At 47.9% G+C, this 14094-nt stretch carries 15 protein-coding genes and 1 riboswitch; of the genes, 8 read left to right on the plus strand and 7 right to left on the minus strand.

The annotated features are described in order from the left end of the window. The first annotated feature begins 392 nt into the window (after positions 1 to 392). The 6 genes from BM049_RS11935 to BM049_RS11405 all read left to right on the plus strand — a co-directional run bounded on the left by BM049_RS11935 (position 393) and on the right by BM049_RS11405 (position 5985). Positions 393 to 539 (plus strand): hypothetical protein, encoded by a 147-nt coding sequence (locus BM049_RS11935; RefSeq protein ID WP_177188710.1) that lies wholly within the window; start codon positions 393 to 395, stop codon positions 537 to 539. 421 nt (positions 540 to 960) lie between these two features. After that, entirely contained in the window at positions 961 to 2631 is a 1671-nt protein-coding gene (locus tag BM049_RS11385; RefSeq protein ID WP_091531823.1) for a formate--tetrahydrofolate ligase, read from the plus strand. A 12-nt stretch (positions 2632 to 2643) separates the two neighbouring features. After that, entirely contained in the window at positions 2644 to 3306 is a 663-nt protein-coding gene (locus BM049_RS11390) for a cyclodeaminase/cyclohydrolase family protein (RefSeq protein ID WP_091531825.1), read from the plus strand. A 1-nt stretch (position 3307) separates the two neighbouring features. Next, positions 3308 to 4159, plus strand: coding sequence for a bifunctional 5,10-methylenetetrahydrofolate dehydrogenase/5,10-methenyltetrahydrofolate cyclohydrolase (locus BM049_RS11395; protein ID WP_091531827.1), 852 nt, complete (start codon positions 3308 to 3310; stop codon positions 4157 to 4159). 22 nt (positions 4160 to 4181) lie between these two features. After that, the gene (locus tag BM049_RS11400; RefSeq protein ID WP_091531830.1) at positions 4182 to 4751 is read left to right on the plus strand and encodes a 5-formyltetrahydrofolate cyclo-ligase; all 570 of its coding nucleotides are present in this window, start codon (positions 4182 to 4184) and stop codon (positions 4749 to 4751) included. Between the two features lie 50 nt (positions 4752 to 4801). Further along, positions 4802 to 4897, plus strand: a riboswitch (THF riboswitch). Positions 4898 to 5025: 128 nt separating this feature from the next. Next, the gene (locus BM049_RS11405) at positions 5026 to 5985 is read left to right on the plus strand and encodes a folate family ECF transporter S component (RefSeq protein WP_091531832.1); all 960 of its coding nucleotides are present in this window, start codon (positions 5026 to 5028) and stop codon (positions 5983 to 5985) included. A gap of 506 nt (positions 5986 to 6491) precedes the next feature. On the opposite strand, the gene BM049_RS11415 is transcribed toward BM049_RS11405, so the two are convergent. The 6 genes from BM049_RS11415 to BM049_RS11440 all read right to left on the minus strand — a co-directional run bounded on the left by BM049_RS11415 (position 6492) and on the right by BM049_RS11440 (position 12031). Beyond that, positions 6492 to 6911 carry a hypothetical protein gene (locus tag BM049_RS11415; RefSeq protein WP_091531837.1) on the minus strand — a complete coding sequence of 140 codons (420 nt, stop codon included), beginning with the start codon at positions 6909 to 6911 and terminating at the stop codon, positions 6492 to 6494. Between the two features lie 39 nt (positions 6912 to 6950). Next, positions 6951 to 8249, minus strand: a complete 1299-nt coding sequence (locus tag BM049_RS11420) for a Y-family DNA polymerase (protein WP_091531839.1) — start codon at positions 8247 to 8249, stop codon at positions 6951 to 6953. Positions 8250 to 8407: 158 nt separating this feature from the next. Further along, positions 8408 to 8845, minus strand: coding sequence for an organic hydroperoxide resistance protein (locus BM049_RS11425; protein ID WP_091531840.1), 438 nt, complete (start codon positions 8843 to 8845; stop codon positions 8408 to 8410). 72 nt (positions 8846 to 8917) lie between these two features. Further along, positions 8918 to 9730 carry a sugar-phosphatase gene (gene yidA, locus BM049_RS11430; protein WP_091531843.1) on the minus strand — a complete coding sequence of 271 codons (813 nt, stop codon included), beginning with the start codon at positions 9728 to 9730 and terminating at the stop codon, positions 8918 to 8920. Positions 9731 to 9756: 26 nt separating this feature from the next. Next, positions 9757 to 11094, minus strand: coding sequence for an HD domain-containing protein (locus BM049_RS11435; RefSeq protein ID WP_091531844.1), 1338 nt, complete (start codon positions 11092 to 11094; stop codon positions 9757 to 9759). A gap of 76 nt (positions 11095 to 11170) precedes the next feature. Next, positions 11171 to 12031: a lipoate--protein ligase family protein gene (locus tag BM049_RS11440; RefSeq protein WP_091531847.1), complete on the minus strand. Its 861-nt coding sequence runs from the start codon at positions 12029 to 12031 to the stop codon at positions 11171 to 11173. Positions 12032 to 12569: 538 nt separating this feature from the next. Here BM049_RS11440 and BM049_RS11445 point away from each other — a divergent pair. Then, positions 12570 to 13010 carry a YwiB family protein gene (locus BM049_RS11445; protein WP_091531849.1) on the plus strand — a complete coding sequence of 147 codons (441 nt, stop codon included), beginning with the start codon at positions 12570 to 12572 and terminating at the stop codon, positions 13008 to 13010. Positions 13011 to 13093: 83 nt separating this feature from the next. Then, entirely contained in the window at positions 13094 to 13705 is a 612-nt protein-coding gene (gene rpoE / locus BM049_RS11450; RefSeq protein WP_091531851.1) for a DNA-directed RNA polymerase subunit delta, read from the plus strand. A 152-nt stretch (positions 13706 to 13857) separates the two neighbouring features. On the opposite strand, the gene BM049_RS11985 is transcribed toward rpoE, so the two are convergent. Beyond that, a partial coding sequence (locus tag BM049_RS11985; protein ID WP_218147265.1) for a hypothetical protein occupies positions 13858 to 14094 on the minus strand: 237 nt, incomplete at its 5' end.

A 14094-nucleotide genomic window follows, 5' to 3' on the forward strand; every position in this document is an offset into this window, starting at 1 on the left:
TACTGGTGTGGTAACTACTAGATTAAAGGTCTCGTTTCTTTTTGTCTAGAAAACGAAATGATATCACTAACCGAGAACTATTTTACACTAACTTATCGAAAATGATAAATGAGATCAAGGTCAGCCTGTCGACTGATGTAACGTTCAGATTGGTAAGAAGTAAAGAAGGGGCGATGTCGGTTGGTCGACACTAAGCGGGTTGGTCTATTTTGTGAACCAGAGGGCCACTGATTTTCCGTTTCTTCAGACTTTAACCTTTGTCCGCTTTTTTGAATCGTCAGACTCTCTTATCATAATGTGTGAAGGCAAACTATATTAGTCGTACTCAGTGAGATTTCATTCTCGGTGATATCAATGCCGTTCATATTAGGCTTACGCGAGTGGAAATTCCTTTGAGTGATGCTAAAGATGCCTTGATTAGACGTACCCGAAAGAAAATAACGGTGGGTGCACTCAATACTGCCCTCATTGGGTGTACCCAGAAGGAAATCCCTTTGAGTGATGCCAAAGATGCTCTCATTGGACGTACTCAGGTCTGAATCCCTTTGAGTGATGCCAAAGATGCTCTCATTGGACGTACTCAGGTCTGAATGTCTTTGAGTAATGCCAATGCTGCCTTGATTAGACGTACTCAGGTCTGATCTCCTTTGAGTGATGCCAATGCTGCCTTGATTAGACGTACTCAGGTCTGAATGCCTTTGAGTAATGCCAATGCTGCCTTGATTAGAGGTGCGCAGGTCTGAACATCTCTGAGCGCTGTTAAAGCGATGCTGACTTACGTGGCTGGTCAAATCGGACAAAGCTGATCAAACAGAAATCTTAAGAGATTTTAATTGGCGGATGCTTATCCTGTGTTATACTGAAAACAGGTTAAACACAAGCGTTGTATACCCTTACATTTTTTCAAGGAAGGGTCATGCAGGGTTATCAAACAGGTTCCAACTACAAGGAGGAGTAAACATGGTGAAAAGTGATATCGAAATAGCACAATCAACAGAAATGCTTCCAATCGAAGAGATCGCACAAAAACTGGCGATCGACAAAGAGGCTCTGGACCATTACGGGAAATACAAGGCCAAAGTGGACTTCAGTGCCCTACATAACAAAGAGACGAAAAACGGGAAACTGATTTTAGTCACTGCCATCAATCCGACCCCGGCTGGCGAAGGTAAAACGACCACGTCCGTGGGTCTGGGCGATGCCCTGCAGAAAATCGGTAAAAAGTCTGCCATTGCTTTACGCGAACCTTCTTTAGGACCTGTATTTGGAGTGAAAGGGGGGGCAGCCGGGGGCGGATTTGCTCAAGTCATCCCGATGGAAGACATCAACCTGCACTTCACCGGCGATATCCATGCAATCGGGGCGGCGAACAACCTGGTCGCGGCCATGATCGATAATCATATTTACCACGGCAACGAACTGGACATCGACCCAAGACGCATCACCTGGCGTCGTGCCATGGACATGAACGACCGTCAGCTGCGTTCGATCGTCAGTGGGATCGGGGCACGCACGAACGGCATGCCGAGAGAAGGCGGCTTCGATATCACCGTGGCTTCAGAAATCATGGCGATCCTGTGCCTGTCCCACTCTTTAGATGAAATGAAGGAAAAATTGAGCGACTGCCTGATCGGGTATACCTTTAAAAACGAACCGGTGAAACTGGGTGATTTGAATGCGCAGGGAGCTGTCGCCGCACTCCTGAAAGATGCTTTGAAACCAAATCTGGTTCAGACGCTTGAACACACGCCTGTATTTATTCACGGCGGGCCGTTCGCCAATATTGCCCACGGCTGCAACAGCCTGCTGGCGACTAAAATGGCACTGGCTCATGCCGATTATGTGGTGACAGAGGCTGGATTCGGTGCGGATCTTGGTGCTGAGAAGTTCATCGACATCAAATGCCGCATCGGCGATGTCAAGCCGGACGCGGTCGTCATCGTGGCGACGATCCGTGCGCTGAAAATGCATGGCGGGGTCAAGAAGACCGAACTGGCTGAAGAAAACACGGAGGCTGTGAAAGCGGGACTGCCTAACCTTTTAAAACATATCGAAAATATACAAACGACCTTCAATCTCCCTGCCGTGGTTGCCATCAATGCCTTCCCTGGCGATACCCAGGAAGAGCTGGATGTTTTGAAAGAAGCGATCGAAGCAACAGGAAGCAACGTCGTGCAGTCGAATGTCTGGGCGGAAGGCGGGGCCGGCGGTGTGGAGCTGGCCGAAGAAGTCGTTAAACTGTGTGAACAGGATTCTGAAATGACCTTTGCCTATGAGCTGGGCGATACCATCGAAACCAAAGTCGACAAGATCGTTCAGTCTGTCTACGGCGGCAAAGGGACTGAGTGGAGCGTGGCTGCCAAGCGCACAGCCAGACGTCTGACGAAACTGGGTTACAGTGACTTGCCGATCTGTATGGCCAAAACGCAATATTCTTTATCTGACGATGCCAAAGCCCTGGGCAGACCCACTGATTTTGAAGTGAATATAAGAGACTTGTCCGTTTCCGCCGGTGCCGGCTTTATCGTCGTCCTGACCGGTAACATCATGCGTATGCCTGGTCTGCCAAAAGAGCCTTCTGCCGAGCAGGTGGATGTGAATGCGGAAGGGAAAATCACCGGATTATTCTAAGGAGGGATTCTAATGAAGGATGAAACATTTTCTGCCTATTTAACAGAATTAGGATCCAAAGATGGCGTGTCGGGTGGGGGAAGTGCCGCAGCGTACATCGGAGCCATGAGTGCCTCACTGGTGCGCATGGTCGCCGATATCCAGAAAGACAAGAAAAGCTACACTGGAAAAAAAGATGAATTAGTTTCTCTTTTAAAGGAAGCGGAGCGGATCCGAGAGGCCTTTGAAACGCTGGCTAAAGCCGATGCGGTGGCTTTTGAACCGGTCCTTGATGCTTACAAGCTGCCTAAAGGAACAGAGACAGAAAAGGCTGCCCGACAAGAAGCTGTTGAAACGGCACTGAAAGGAGCCGTAGAGCCTCCACGCACGATGCTGGAGGAAGGGCTTAACCTTATCCATATCCTAAAGGAACTGACTGCCTTCCGCATGAAAGGAACCATCGTGAATGATCTGATGGTCGCGACCTTGTTTATGGAAAGTGTACTGGAAACGGCCGTCCTGAACGTGACGATCAATACCAAGCTGATGAAAGACAAGGAACTGAAAGAACAGATTGAAAAAGAGGCAGAACGCCGTCTGGCCCATGGAAAGCTGGCACTCACGAAATTATCCGAGTCGATCCGTTATTTCCTTGAACATAATGAGTGGCCGGAACTATTGACCGAGGAGGAATGACATGACGACTGAATTAAGAGGAAAACCTGTCGCGCGGCAGTTACTTGACCGTGCGTCCAAGACAGTGGAAGACTTGAAGAAAATCGACTGCTTTCCGACTTTAGCTATCGTAAGGGCAGGAAGTGACCAGGCTTCTGTTTCCTATGAAAATGCCGCGATCAAAACAATGGAACGTGTCGGGATCACTGTAGAATCCGTCGTCTTTGAAGAGACAGTCAATGCGGAAGCCTTTTTGCAGGCCCTGCGCGGATTGAATCAGAATAAAAATGTTCACGGTATCCTTGTCATGCAGCCTTTGCCCGGGACCTTATCCAGAAACGATGTGGCCCGCTGCGTGGATCCAAGCAAGGATATCGACGGACTGACACCTGAAAATCTGGGACTGGTCGTAGAGAACGAAAAAAATGCGCTGGTGCCAAGTACGCCTAAAGCAGTGATGGCCCTATTGGATCACTATGCTATAGAACTGGAGGGCAAAGACGTCTGTGTGATCGGGAGCAGTCCGGTCGTCGGAAAACCCCTGACCTTAATGCTGTTGAATGCGGAAGCCACTGTAAGCAACCTGCACATCAAGACGAAAGACACGAAACGCTATACCCAAGAAGCAGATATCGTCATTTCTGCGACGGGTGTCGTGGAACTGGTGACAGCGGACGATATCAAAGACGGTGCGGTCGTTATCGATGTCGGTTTCGGATATAAAGACGGCAAACCGGTCGGAGATGTCAAGTACGATGAAGTGGCAGCGAAAGCGTCTGCTGTCACGCCTGTTCCCGGTGGGGTCGGCTCGATCACAACAGCTGTTCTGGCGGAACAAGTGACTCAGGCAGCCTGGCGTCAGTGTTCAGAGTAATTTAGAGAGTAAGGTGAGGGACATGGGAAAAAATGAACTGCGTGAAGGAATGATCATCGCTCTGGAGCAGATCGGACTGATCGAAAGAAAAAAAGCTGAAAAAGCCATGCACACGCATTTGTTTGAATCTGCTTTGTGGAAGCAAGCCGACAGCATTGGGGTCACGCTGTCAACGATCAAAGAGTGGGATACCAAGGCGATCATTGAACAGGCCTGGCTGGACGGAAAAAAAGTGTGTGTACCCAAGTCGATCCATCACACCCGTGAACTCCACTTTTACGAAATCACGTCTTTCCGACAACTCGAAAAAGGCTATTATGATCTGATCGAACCGATCGTCAGTGAAACTGAACGGATGGATGACTCGGCAATCGATCTGATGATCGTGCCTGGCCTGATTTTCACGCGAGAAGGTTACCGTATCGGTTTTGGCGGAGGTTACTACGACCGTTTCCTGAAGGATTTCAAAAACACCACGGTTTCGCTTTTACATACGAACCAGCTGGTGGATTCCTTTCCAGTCGAATCCTTTGATATCCCGGTCCAGTACCTGATCACAGAAGAGGGCTTGATAAAAGCTGAGAGAGGCTGATCTGATTTTGCTTGTCACAGGCATCTATCACCTCTATAATAATCATGGAAGAAAGAGTAAGAGAAAGACGTTAAGTGCTAGTGGATGGGATGTTGCCACTAGACGAAAAAACCCTAGTTTTGCGATTTTTCTCTGCATCCGCTTTAAAACTGAATAGTTTTTTGGCGAGGACTCTTTAATTTGACTGCTTTTGTATTGACATGGGCAGTCCGATTAGCTTTTTCAGTAAATTTTTCTGCTGGGAAAGTATAGAAATTAAAGGAGATCTTCGAATATGAATGAAACACCGAATCAACCAGTCGCGCACAATACGAAATGGGATTATGCGCTGATCGGTATCATCGCACCACTTTTACTCTCGTTCGTCATTCCTTTTCTGAGGTCAGGCAACGGGGCGCCGGGTGCGAAGCACTTTACTGACCAGTATGAGAACTGGGAAATGGTCCTGGCAGACAGTGTCTACCTCTTCGTCTTTACAGGTATTCTTTTTTCTCTCGGTATCTATGTCTTCAAACGTTTGAACCGTGAAAGTACGCTTATCGGCCTGCTTATCGGCTTACTACTGACTGGGGGGGCTTATTTCCTGTTTCTGCAGAATGAAATACTTGGCCTGCAGGGGATGGGGATCTTTGAAGGAAACGGCGTCATGTACGGTATCGTCTTTTTGTTCTATGGCTGGATGTTGCTGTTTCGGGTTTTGAGTCTGTCCAAGTGGGATCTGGATACGAGAGGGATAGCGATCGTCGGAGTTTTGATGGCTATGGCGATTGCTTTAGGACGTGTCGGGATCACCACACCTATCGTTCGGATAACCTTCTCGTTTCTCCCAACTGCCCTGATCGGTATCCTGTTTGGGCCGTGGGTCGCGGGAGTTGCCGCAGCACTTGGGGATATCCTGGGCTTTATTATCGGTGGGGGCGTCGGTGGCTTTTTCCCCGGCTTTACGCTGTCTGCCTTTTTAGGCGGGGTGTCATACGGTGTGTTTTTACACAAAAAGAAAGTCACGAAGAAGCGTGTCCTGATGGCGGTGGCGTTCAATACACTTTTTGTTAATTTGACGCTGAACACGCTTTGGCTCTATATCCTGACGCAGAACCCGCTCGCGGTTCTTTTACCGCCACGCCTGCTTCAAAACGCAGTCATGTCAGTCGTGCGTTTCCTGAGCATCTGGTTTATCGCCAACAACAAACAGCTGCGTCGTGTGTATATGAAGTACTCGACTGCGAAATCTTAATAGATCTAATCGGAAGAGGCTGGACGCACGTCCAGCCTCTTCATTTTTATAGTACTTAAATTGAATGATTAGGCTGTGTGCCTAATCAAGACCTGATTATGGGAGTGATTGGGACTGCTGGAGGTCTAATGTGATGTGAGTACGCTTGATTTGGGACGCATGCATATCGCTCAAAGGTAATTGGGGGTGAGTCTATCTCATGTGGGGGTATCACGTCGACGAACTCGGGGGAGATTCTGTCTGGGCCTGCCGATATAGAGGCCACGTCGGCGAACTCGGGGGGATTTTGGTCTGGGTCTGCCGATATAAGAGTCACGTCGACGAACTCGGAGGAAAATCTGTCTGGGTCTGCCGATATCAGAGCTGCAAAAGAAAAAAGTCGCTCATTGAGCGACTTTTTACTGCCTTAAAGTTCATGTGGAAGGATCAGGCGAATAAGCCTGATCGATCGACTTAGTCAGCAAACACTAATTAACTGAAACTAAGCGCGTCACGCTTAGTCAAAACTATATCGAGACATTCTGTCGGGTATACTTCTCAAACCAGTCTGAGGCGTTGAGCCAGTCGATGTGGCGGATGTCTTCCAGTACGATGCGCTTGAGGGTGCAGTCGCGCTGTTTAATGAAAACGGCTTCTCCTTTGATGCCGACAACAAAACCTTCGATATCAGGTAAATACTGTCCGTCATTAATGATATTCAGCTGGACAGCAAGGGGCTTTTTATTCGTATAACTGCAGTATAGACAGCTGCTGATCTCTTCCATCGACTGTCTGGATTTGGGAGTGATCAGTGTATCGCGCGCCCCTTGTTTCTGCTTTTTGAGTGCTTCTGCATGGTCGGACAGCATCAGTCCGATCCATTTCATTTTTCCTCTGTCTTTGTAGCCTAGTGCATCAGGAGAAAGTCTAACGATGTCTTGTTTCATCTGCTTTTCCTCCTTTGATTTTATGTATGATTCCTAAGTTTACTTATCTTCTTTTCCTGAACGGTGTCCGCCCAATAGTTTAGCCCGCTGGATGGCCATACCGCCCCGGGACAAGCTGCTGGCGTGAAGGAGGGACGTATAACCGTACTTTTTCCGGATGGCATCGATCGTCTGATCCAGGTCTTCCTGGCTGATGAGTGTTTCGGCCGCATCAAATAAGGACAGCTGCAGGGCGGACTTGGCTTCGATTTTTCCAAAGGTCACATTCACCACGCGCACGGGGAAGCAGTCATAGTGGCGGTTGAAGATGATCAGCAGACCTTCGATGATCTTTCTGGATGAATCGGTCTGTTCGATCAGCAGCTGATGACTGAAGCCGCGCTCGATTACATCCTTGGAATACCCGATGCTGAGTTTGACCAGACCGGCCGTCAAGTGGTGCTTGCGCAGACGCATGGCGTTTTCCTCCGCCATCTCGCGGATCACGATCTCCACTTCATGTTTTTCCACATAATCTCTGTTCAGTATCTGGTTCTTGCTGAAAGACGTTTCCCTGGGCGTAAAGGTCTCCGACAGCAGCGTCCGGTCGATGCCGTGCGCATGGAAAAAGAGCTGCTCGCCGATGACCCCGAACCGTTTTTTCAGTTTTTTAACATCCGCCTGCGAAAGGTCGTGGATCGAATGGATCCCCAGCCGCTGCAGGTGCTGTTCCGTTTTTGAGCCGATGCCCCAGAAGGCTTTCATTGGTGCGATTTTCCAGACCGTATCCGGCACATCCGCGTAATGCCAGGCAGCAATATAGTTTTTGTCTGGATTCTGCTTGGCATCGTGGTCCAGCGCCAGCTTTGCGAGCAGTGGATTGTCGCCGATACCGACCGTGACGACGAGCTTCATTTTTTTCCAGATGAGATACTGGATCTTTCGGGCGATGTCTTCCGTTGTGCCGAACAAGCTGTGCGAGTGGGTGACGTCCAGAAAGGATTCATCGATGCTGTACACATGGAGATCAGAGTCTGCGACGAACTGCTTGAAAAGATCCACGATCTCCAGGTTCTTTTCGACATAAAGGGCCATCCGTGGCTCAACGATCTCTATGGCTGCATTTTTGGGGATCTCATAGACACGCGTCCCGGTTTTGACGCCGTAAAGTTTTTTCACTAAGGGTGACGCCGCCAGCACCAGACCGCCGTTGTTATCGGGTTTACTCACGACGGCTATCCGGGCTTCGAGGGGATGCTTCTTTCTTTCCACCGCTTCAACGGAAGCAAAGAAGGACTTCACATCGATACATAAAATATCTCTATAGGGTTCATTAGAGTAGTCCATCATCTGTATCATGTTCAGCCCTCCTCACGGGAATATACGTTTGTTTTAATTATAAGAACGTTTGTTCGAACCGTCAAGGGGAACACTTCGGTGAAGCAGATCTGAACACACAAAAATCGCCTGCTATCCTAATGACAGCAGGCGATTTTTGATTTGTTTTATTTTAGAGTTTATTTTCCTTCGACAAAAGGAACGGCTTTGACGTCGACTTCGATATTACCCATAGTTGCTTTTGAATACGGACAGTAGGTGTGCGCTTTTTCAGCCAGTTTCTGTACTTTTTCTTCAGGCATATCTTTGATGCCGACTTCGATCTCGACACTTAACTTGAAACCACCGTCAGAAGGATCTTTATGCAGATGGACAGTCAAAGTGACTTGAGATGCGTTGTCGATGTTCTCTTCTTTTTTGTAGTGATCTAAGGCCGCGTGATAGCAGGCACTGTAACCCATGGCAAAAAGCTGTTCAGGATTGGTTCCTTCACCTTTTCCGCCCATCTCTTTTGGGACATCGATGTTCACTTCATATGAACGGTCGGGCGAATGACTTTCACCCGCACGTGCACCTGTATTGACTGCAGCGGTCGTATAAACGATTTTTTCTGACATATTGAACTCGCTCCTTTTCGTTAGTCTACACTAAGTATAACAAGAGGAGGGAGGATACCGAAATTTTAGCTATCAGTCCAGAGCGTATTTGTAGATGGCCTGGGCCACGCCGTGATCGTTGTTGGATGTGGTCACGACATCAGCCACCGCTTTGACTTCATCTGTGGCATTTTCCATCGCGACACCGATACCGGCAAAGTCGACCAGATCCACATCGTTGCCGCTGTCTCCGATTGCCATGACGTCTTCCTGAGCGATGTCCAGACGTTCGGCCAGTGCTTTCACGGCTTTCCCCTTGCTGGCACTTTTATTCAATATTTCCAGATAGAACGGTTCACTGCGCAAGATCGTATAGTTGTCCCAGAGCGCTTGCGGAAGGCGGGAAACGGCTGCCTCCAAGACCTCGGGCTCGTCGATCATCATCACTTTATTGTAGTTCACCGCCGGATCCATTTCTTCAGGCGTACGGTAGAATAATGGCATACCGATAATAAAGGCTTCGTGAACAGAGTACTTGCTGATGTCCCGGTTGGGGGTGAAGATTCCTTCGTTATGGATCGCATGGAAGTGAGACCCGGCTTCGACGGCTGCCTTTTCTAATACCAGATAATCCTCGTGCGTCATCGTATAATCAATGATACTTTCTCTTGTGTGGGTATTCTGGACAAGAGCACCATTATAGGTGATCACGTAGTCATCGGTTTTGTCCAGTCCCAGTTCTTCGATCAGTGGAACGACTCCCGGGAAAGGGCGTCCGGTACAAAGGACCACGCGTATACTGGCTTCTTTAGCGGCATGGATGGCCTCGTTCACTTCTGTTGTCACTTTTCTGTCTGTGTTCAATAACGTGCCGTCGATATCGATGGCAATCAGTTTTACTGTCATGCTTTTCCTCCATTTAATCATGCTACTCAGTCTTTCGGATGTGTAATGGCACCATTTTTAATGTAGTGCTGAAAGGCATCGTACTCGTCCTGAAACATATTTATATTTGCTTTATCCCGCTCAAGGAATTCCTTTGGCACGAACAGCCGGTGATCCCCGTGCAGGATTCCGCTCAGTGATTTAACGATCGCGCTTACGGTACTGATTTCAACCAAGGTACCATCAGAATGCATGAGCTGGATAGGTGTCTTGCTTTTGAGCTTATAGTCGTAAGGCAGATCGGAACTGCTGTTGGTAAGGGTGTACAATTCTTTATCATAACTCAATTTGCCGACAATGTCTCTAAGTATTTCAACGATTTCTTCATCTTTGCCTTTTTCAAACGTGACCGACTTGAGCGGCTTCCGGTTCAGAAACATGCTGGACAGTTCGCTTAAGAAGGCATCATCACTGTCTGTCCAGAGAATAATGGCTGTCTGCAGGACCCCGTCATCCAGTTTCAAATAATCATCCAGTGAGGCTTCTTCTTTGAAAAACGGGTCGAGAAGGGGAAAAATCGGGAAAAGTTTTCCTTCATGATAAAGCTGCTTAGCCCGGTACAAGAGACGGTCCAAAGTCACTTCCATCCCGCGGGAAGCCGGGTGGAAATAGACCTGCATGTACATCTGGAACCGGCTGACGATATAGTCCTCGACCGCATGAAGTCCCTGGTACTGGAAGGCGATCCCGTCTTTATAAGGACGGATGACGCGCAGGATACGGGACAGATCAAAGGCGCCATAAGTCGCGCCTGTAAAGAACGCGTCGCGCTGGAGATAGTCCATCCGGTCCGCATCGATCTGGCTGGAGATCAGCTGGATGACCTGCGGATTGCTGTGCTCTTTGGTGATGACGCTGGCCACCTGGTTCGGGAAGTCCAGAGACACCCGCTTCAGTACGGCATTGACTTCTGTTTCTTCAGATAAAATAATATCTGTGGTGATGGCTTCATGATCTGTTTCAAATATCTTCTCAAAGGTATGGGAAAAAGGCCCGTGCCCGACATCGTGAAGTAAAGCGGCACATAGGGTCACTAAGCGCATGCTGGGATCCCAGTCGTTTGGATAGTTCCGTTCGAACATATCGACAATGCGGCGTGTCAGTTCATAGACACCCAGCGAATGGGAGAAACGGGAATGCTCAGCCCCGTGGAAAGTGAACTGCGACGTCCCCAGCTGCTTGATACGGCGTAACCGCTGGACTTCTCTCGTATCGATCAAATCCAAAATCAGCTGGTGGCGCACGTGCACATAGTCATGCACGGGATCTTTAAAGACCTTTTCGTTGGCAAGGCGATCTGATTTTTCAAATGTTTGGACACACATAGCGTTCTCTTGTTACTTCAGCTTCCAAACAAGGATGTTTGAGAAGGTGCCTGTGAAGCAACAAGAACTCCTTTCTTTAACCTTCAGCACGAAAGGTCGATTGCGGCAGCATTTTTTCGTTGCGTTTGATCATTTTTTCAAGGCCTTCCGCGTATGAAGACTGAATAGAAGGCGGGAAGGGACCGTCGGCTAACTCGACAGAAGCGTCTGTAAAGACGGACGCGAGCCGTTCTTTCACGTCATCAACAGTAAAAGGATGCGACAGCGCTTCTTCCAGCGTCGTCATCACTTCGGAATGAACGGCCGGGAAGTTCCATTTCGTTTCTTTCTCTTTAAGGCCGATGTCATAAAAAGTGCGGATCATCTCGGCGCGCTTTTGCTGGTCACCGGAAACACTCAAGTAAATCATGATGGCGATACCGCCTTTCAGACGCCGCTGAGCGATTCCGGCAATTTTTTTGCCGTCGATACTCAAGTCATAGTCGCCCGGACAGTAAGAATCGGGGATTTCGTAAGCATCGATGTGTGCGTCGAAATCTTTGAAAGCAGTTTTGATGATATGATGCATCCGTTCATAGCCTTCGTTGATCGGCATGCGCTCGTCGCCTTCAGGGAAAATCATTGAAAAGTTAAGCACCCCTTCATCGCTGACCACGGCCAGACCGCCGGAATTCCTTACGAGATAAGGGTAGCCGTAGGATGAAAAGATCCGCAGCGCATCCGTCAAAAAAGGCAGTTTCGTATCCATCATCCCTAATATAACGTAGGGGCTGGTCGTCCAGAAATGCAGGATCGGCTGCTTTTTCTCGCCGGCCTCTTTGATCAGGGCATCCGTCAAGGCAAAAGGCGCGAACCTGTGGCTGTTGTAGGCGTCCGGGACATTGTCATAGACCAGAAAGAGCGGTAAGGTATTTAAAAAATTAAGAGATTCTGTCATTCATATTCCGTCCTTGTCAGTTGTAGTCAATCATTCTTGCTTCAAGTATACCAAAAAGTTAAGACGCGTGTGGCGATTAGCAACGAATTACAGAAGGGACGCTGAGGTATATTTATGCTAAACTAATAGAGAAGGTTTTGTTATAATGGATAAAGAGACAAAATAAAAATAATGAAGGGACGCCCTGACCGTGCGTCCCAGCTGAAGCAGAAACAGTTCAGCGAGTTGGTAAGTCCATTTGCTGGCCTACCAACTGAGTAAGAAAACATGTGGCGAGCAGGTAAGCAATTGCTCAGGCTTACTGACTGATGTGAAGAAACAGTAGCGAGTAAGTAAGCAATTGCTCAGGGTTACTAACTGAAGCAAGGAAACTGCGCCGAGTATGTAAGGAATCCTTCAGGCTTCCCAGCTGAAACAAACCAATAGTCGCGAGTAGGTAAGCAAATGTCAAGCCTTACCAGCTGAAGCAGAAATACCGTCACGAGTATGTAAGCAACCCAAAAGTTATTGGATAAAGAGAAAGGAAGGAATCAAACGTATGCCTTCAAATGAATTGAAAAACGGCTTGCCGGCCGAAATCAAAATGGAGACCTCCTATGTTCAAAACGGGGAGACACATCACCATTCGTTCGAAGAGACCGGACGGGTGGTCTATATGAACAACAGCTATTACATCCGCTTTGAAGAAGCCCACGAGTTGGGAACCGTACCGGTCACGATAAAAATCAATCCGGATGGTGTGGTCCAGCTGATCAGACGCGGCGAACAGACGACGCGCTTTGTTTTTGACAGCGACCGCGAAACAGAATCCAACTACCGCACGCCAGCAGGGATCATTCCGCTGACTGTCACGACTGACGACATACGGGTGAGCTACTATGACAGGCCCTTTGCCGGACGCATATGGGTGGACTACACCCTGTCAGCGAACCAGCAGAAACTGGGAGACTATCATATTCGATTGCGTTTCACCACATAATCATGTAATATAAGTGGGTTGAAACAAATTAATTAAAAATTGTAAAGTTAAATGATCAAAACGAATGAGGGGACGTGTAAGTCGTGGAATTAAACCAATTTAAAGGGCAAGACAAAGCAGAACTCGCAATGGTCGATGTTGCACACGCGATACTGCAGACAACAGGGGAAGTTAAGGACTTTAACGATTTATTATCTGAAGTGGCGGACTACCTGGGACTATCTGATGCACAACTGGAAGAAGATATGGTTCAGTTTTATACGGATCTGAACGTAGATGGTCGCTTTATCTCACTTGGAGATAACCGCTGGGGCCTGCGCAGCTGGTATCCGATCGATGCCATCGATGAAGAAATCACGCATGATAACGATGAAGAAGACGAAAAACCCCGTCGCAGAAAGAAACGTCACGGCTTTGATGATGAAGATTATGATGACGAAGATCTGGACGATGAAGAGCTTGAAGACGACGAAGAGGAAGAAGACGACGATGACGAACCGATCGAATACGGTGACCGCGTTGCCGTCGATGAACATGGTGTCATGGTCGATGATGAAGACGACGAAGACTTAGGCGAATACAAAGATGACCTTGAAGATCTTGACGATGTCGAAGACGACGAAGACCTCAAGGGACTCAATATTGTCGATGACGAAGAAGTCTTAGATGATGATGAGGAAGACGACGAAGAGTAATCTTTTTTCAGTCGAATATATGAAATAAAAGGAGAGTCATTCCTGGAGGTTTTAAACCTCCGGATGACTCTCTTTTATTTGAAAATAATAGTGCAAAAAAGCGCAAAAAAACACGCTCCATGTTATAATAAATACAGATAAAATTTATTTTTTTAATTGAGTGCTAGATGCTGTTGCCGCAGACCTAGTGCTCTTTTTTCGTTATACGGAACTTTATCGGTTAAGATTTTATAAATGATTCGAAGTAACTTGTGACCACAGGCCATCACAGCCTTCATTTTAGATCCTCTACTAGAGATACGGTAGTACACTGATCGAAAAGCAAAATCTTTCGATCGACCGGCGATGCCGCCACTGGAAACAAGTGTGGTCTTTAAATATTTGTTTCC

Source organism: Alkalibacterium subtropicum, from assembly GCF_900112455.1.
GTDB classification, from domain to species: Bacteria; Bacillota; Bacilli; order Lactobacillales; family Carnobacteriaceae_A; genus Alkalibacterium; species Alkalibacterium subtropicum.

What these genes read in the sequence shown, in the direction of transcription:
- BM049_RS11385 (WP_091531823.1), top strand. Translation starts at nt 961, where the DNA reads ATGGTGAAAAGTGATATCGAAATAGCACAATCAACAGAAATGCTTCCA.
- BM049_RS11390 (WP_091531825.1), top strand. Translation starts at nt 2,644, where the DNA reads ATGAAGGATGAAACATTTTCTGCCTATTTAACAGAATTAGGATCCAAA.
- BM049_RS11395 (WP_091531827.1), top strand. Translation starts at nt 3,308, where the DNA reads ATGACGACTGAATTAAGAGGAAAACCTGTCGCGCGGCAGTTACTTGAC.
- BM049_RS11400 (WP_091531830.1), top strand. Translation starts at nt 4,182, where the DNA reads ATGGGAAAAAATGAACTGCGTGAAGGAATGATCATCGCTCTGGAGCAG.
- BM049_RS11405 (WP_091531832.1), top strand. Translation starts at nt 5,026, where the DNA reads ATGAATGAAACACCGAATCAACCAGTCGCGCACAATACGAAATGGGAT.
- BM049_RS11415 (WP_091531837.1), bottom strand. Translation starts at nt 6,911, where the DNA reads ATGAAACAAGACATCGTTAGACTTTCTCCTGATGCACTAGGCTACAAA.
- BM049_RS11420 (WP_091531839.1), bottom strand. Translation starts at nt 8,249, where the DNA reads ATGATACAGATGATGGACTACTCTAATGAACCCTATAGAGATATTTTA.
- BM049_RS11425 (WP_091531840.1), bottom strand. Translation starts at nt 8,845, where the DNA reads ATGTCAGAAAAAATCGTTTATACGACCGCTGCAGTCAATACAGGTGCA.
- yidA (WP_091531843.1), bottom strand. Translation starts at nt 9,730, where the DNA reads ATGACAGTAAAACTGATTGCCATCGATATCGACGGCACGTTATTGAAC.
- BM049_RS11435 (WP_091531844.1), bottom strand. Translation starts at nt 11,094, where the DNA reads ATGTGTGTCCAAACATTTGAAAAATCAGATCGCCTTGCCAACGAAAAG.
- BM049_RS11440 (WP_091531847.1), bottom strand. Translation starts at nt 12,031, where the DNA reads ATGACAGAATCTCTTAATTTTTTAAATACCTTACCGCTCTTTCTGGTC.
- BM049_RS11445 (WP_091531849.1), top strand. Translation starts at nt 12,570, where the DNA reads ATGCCTTCAAATGAATTGAAAAACGGCTTGCCGGCCGAAATCAAAATG.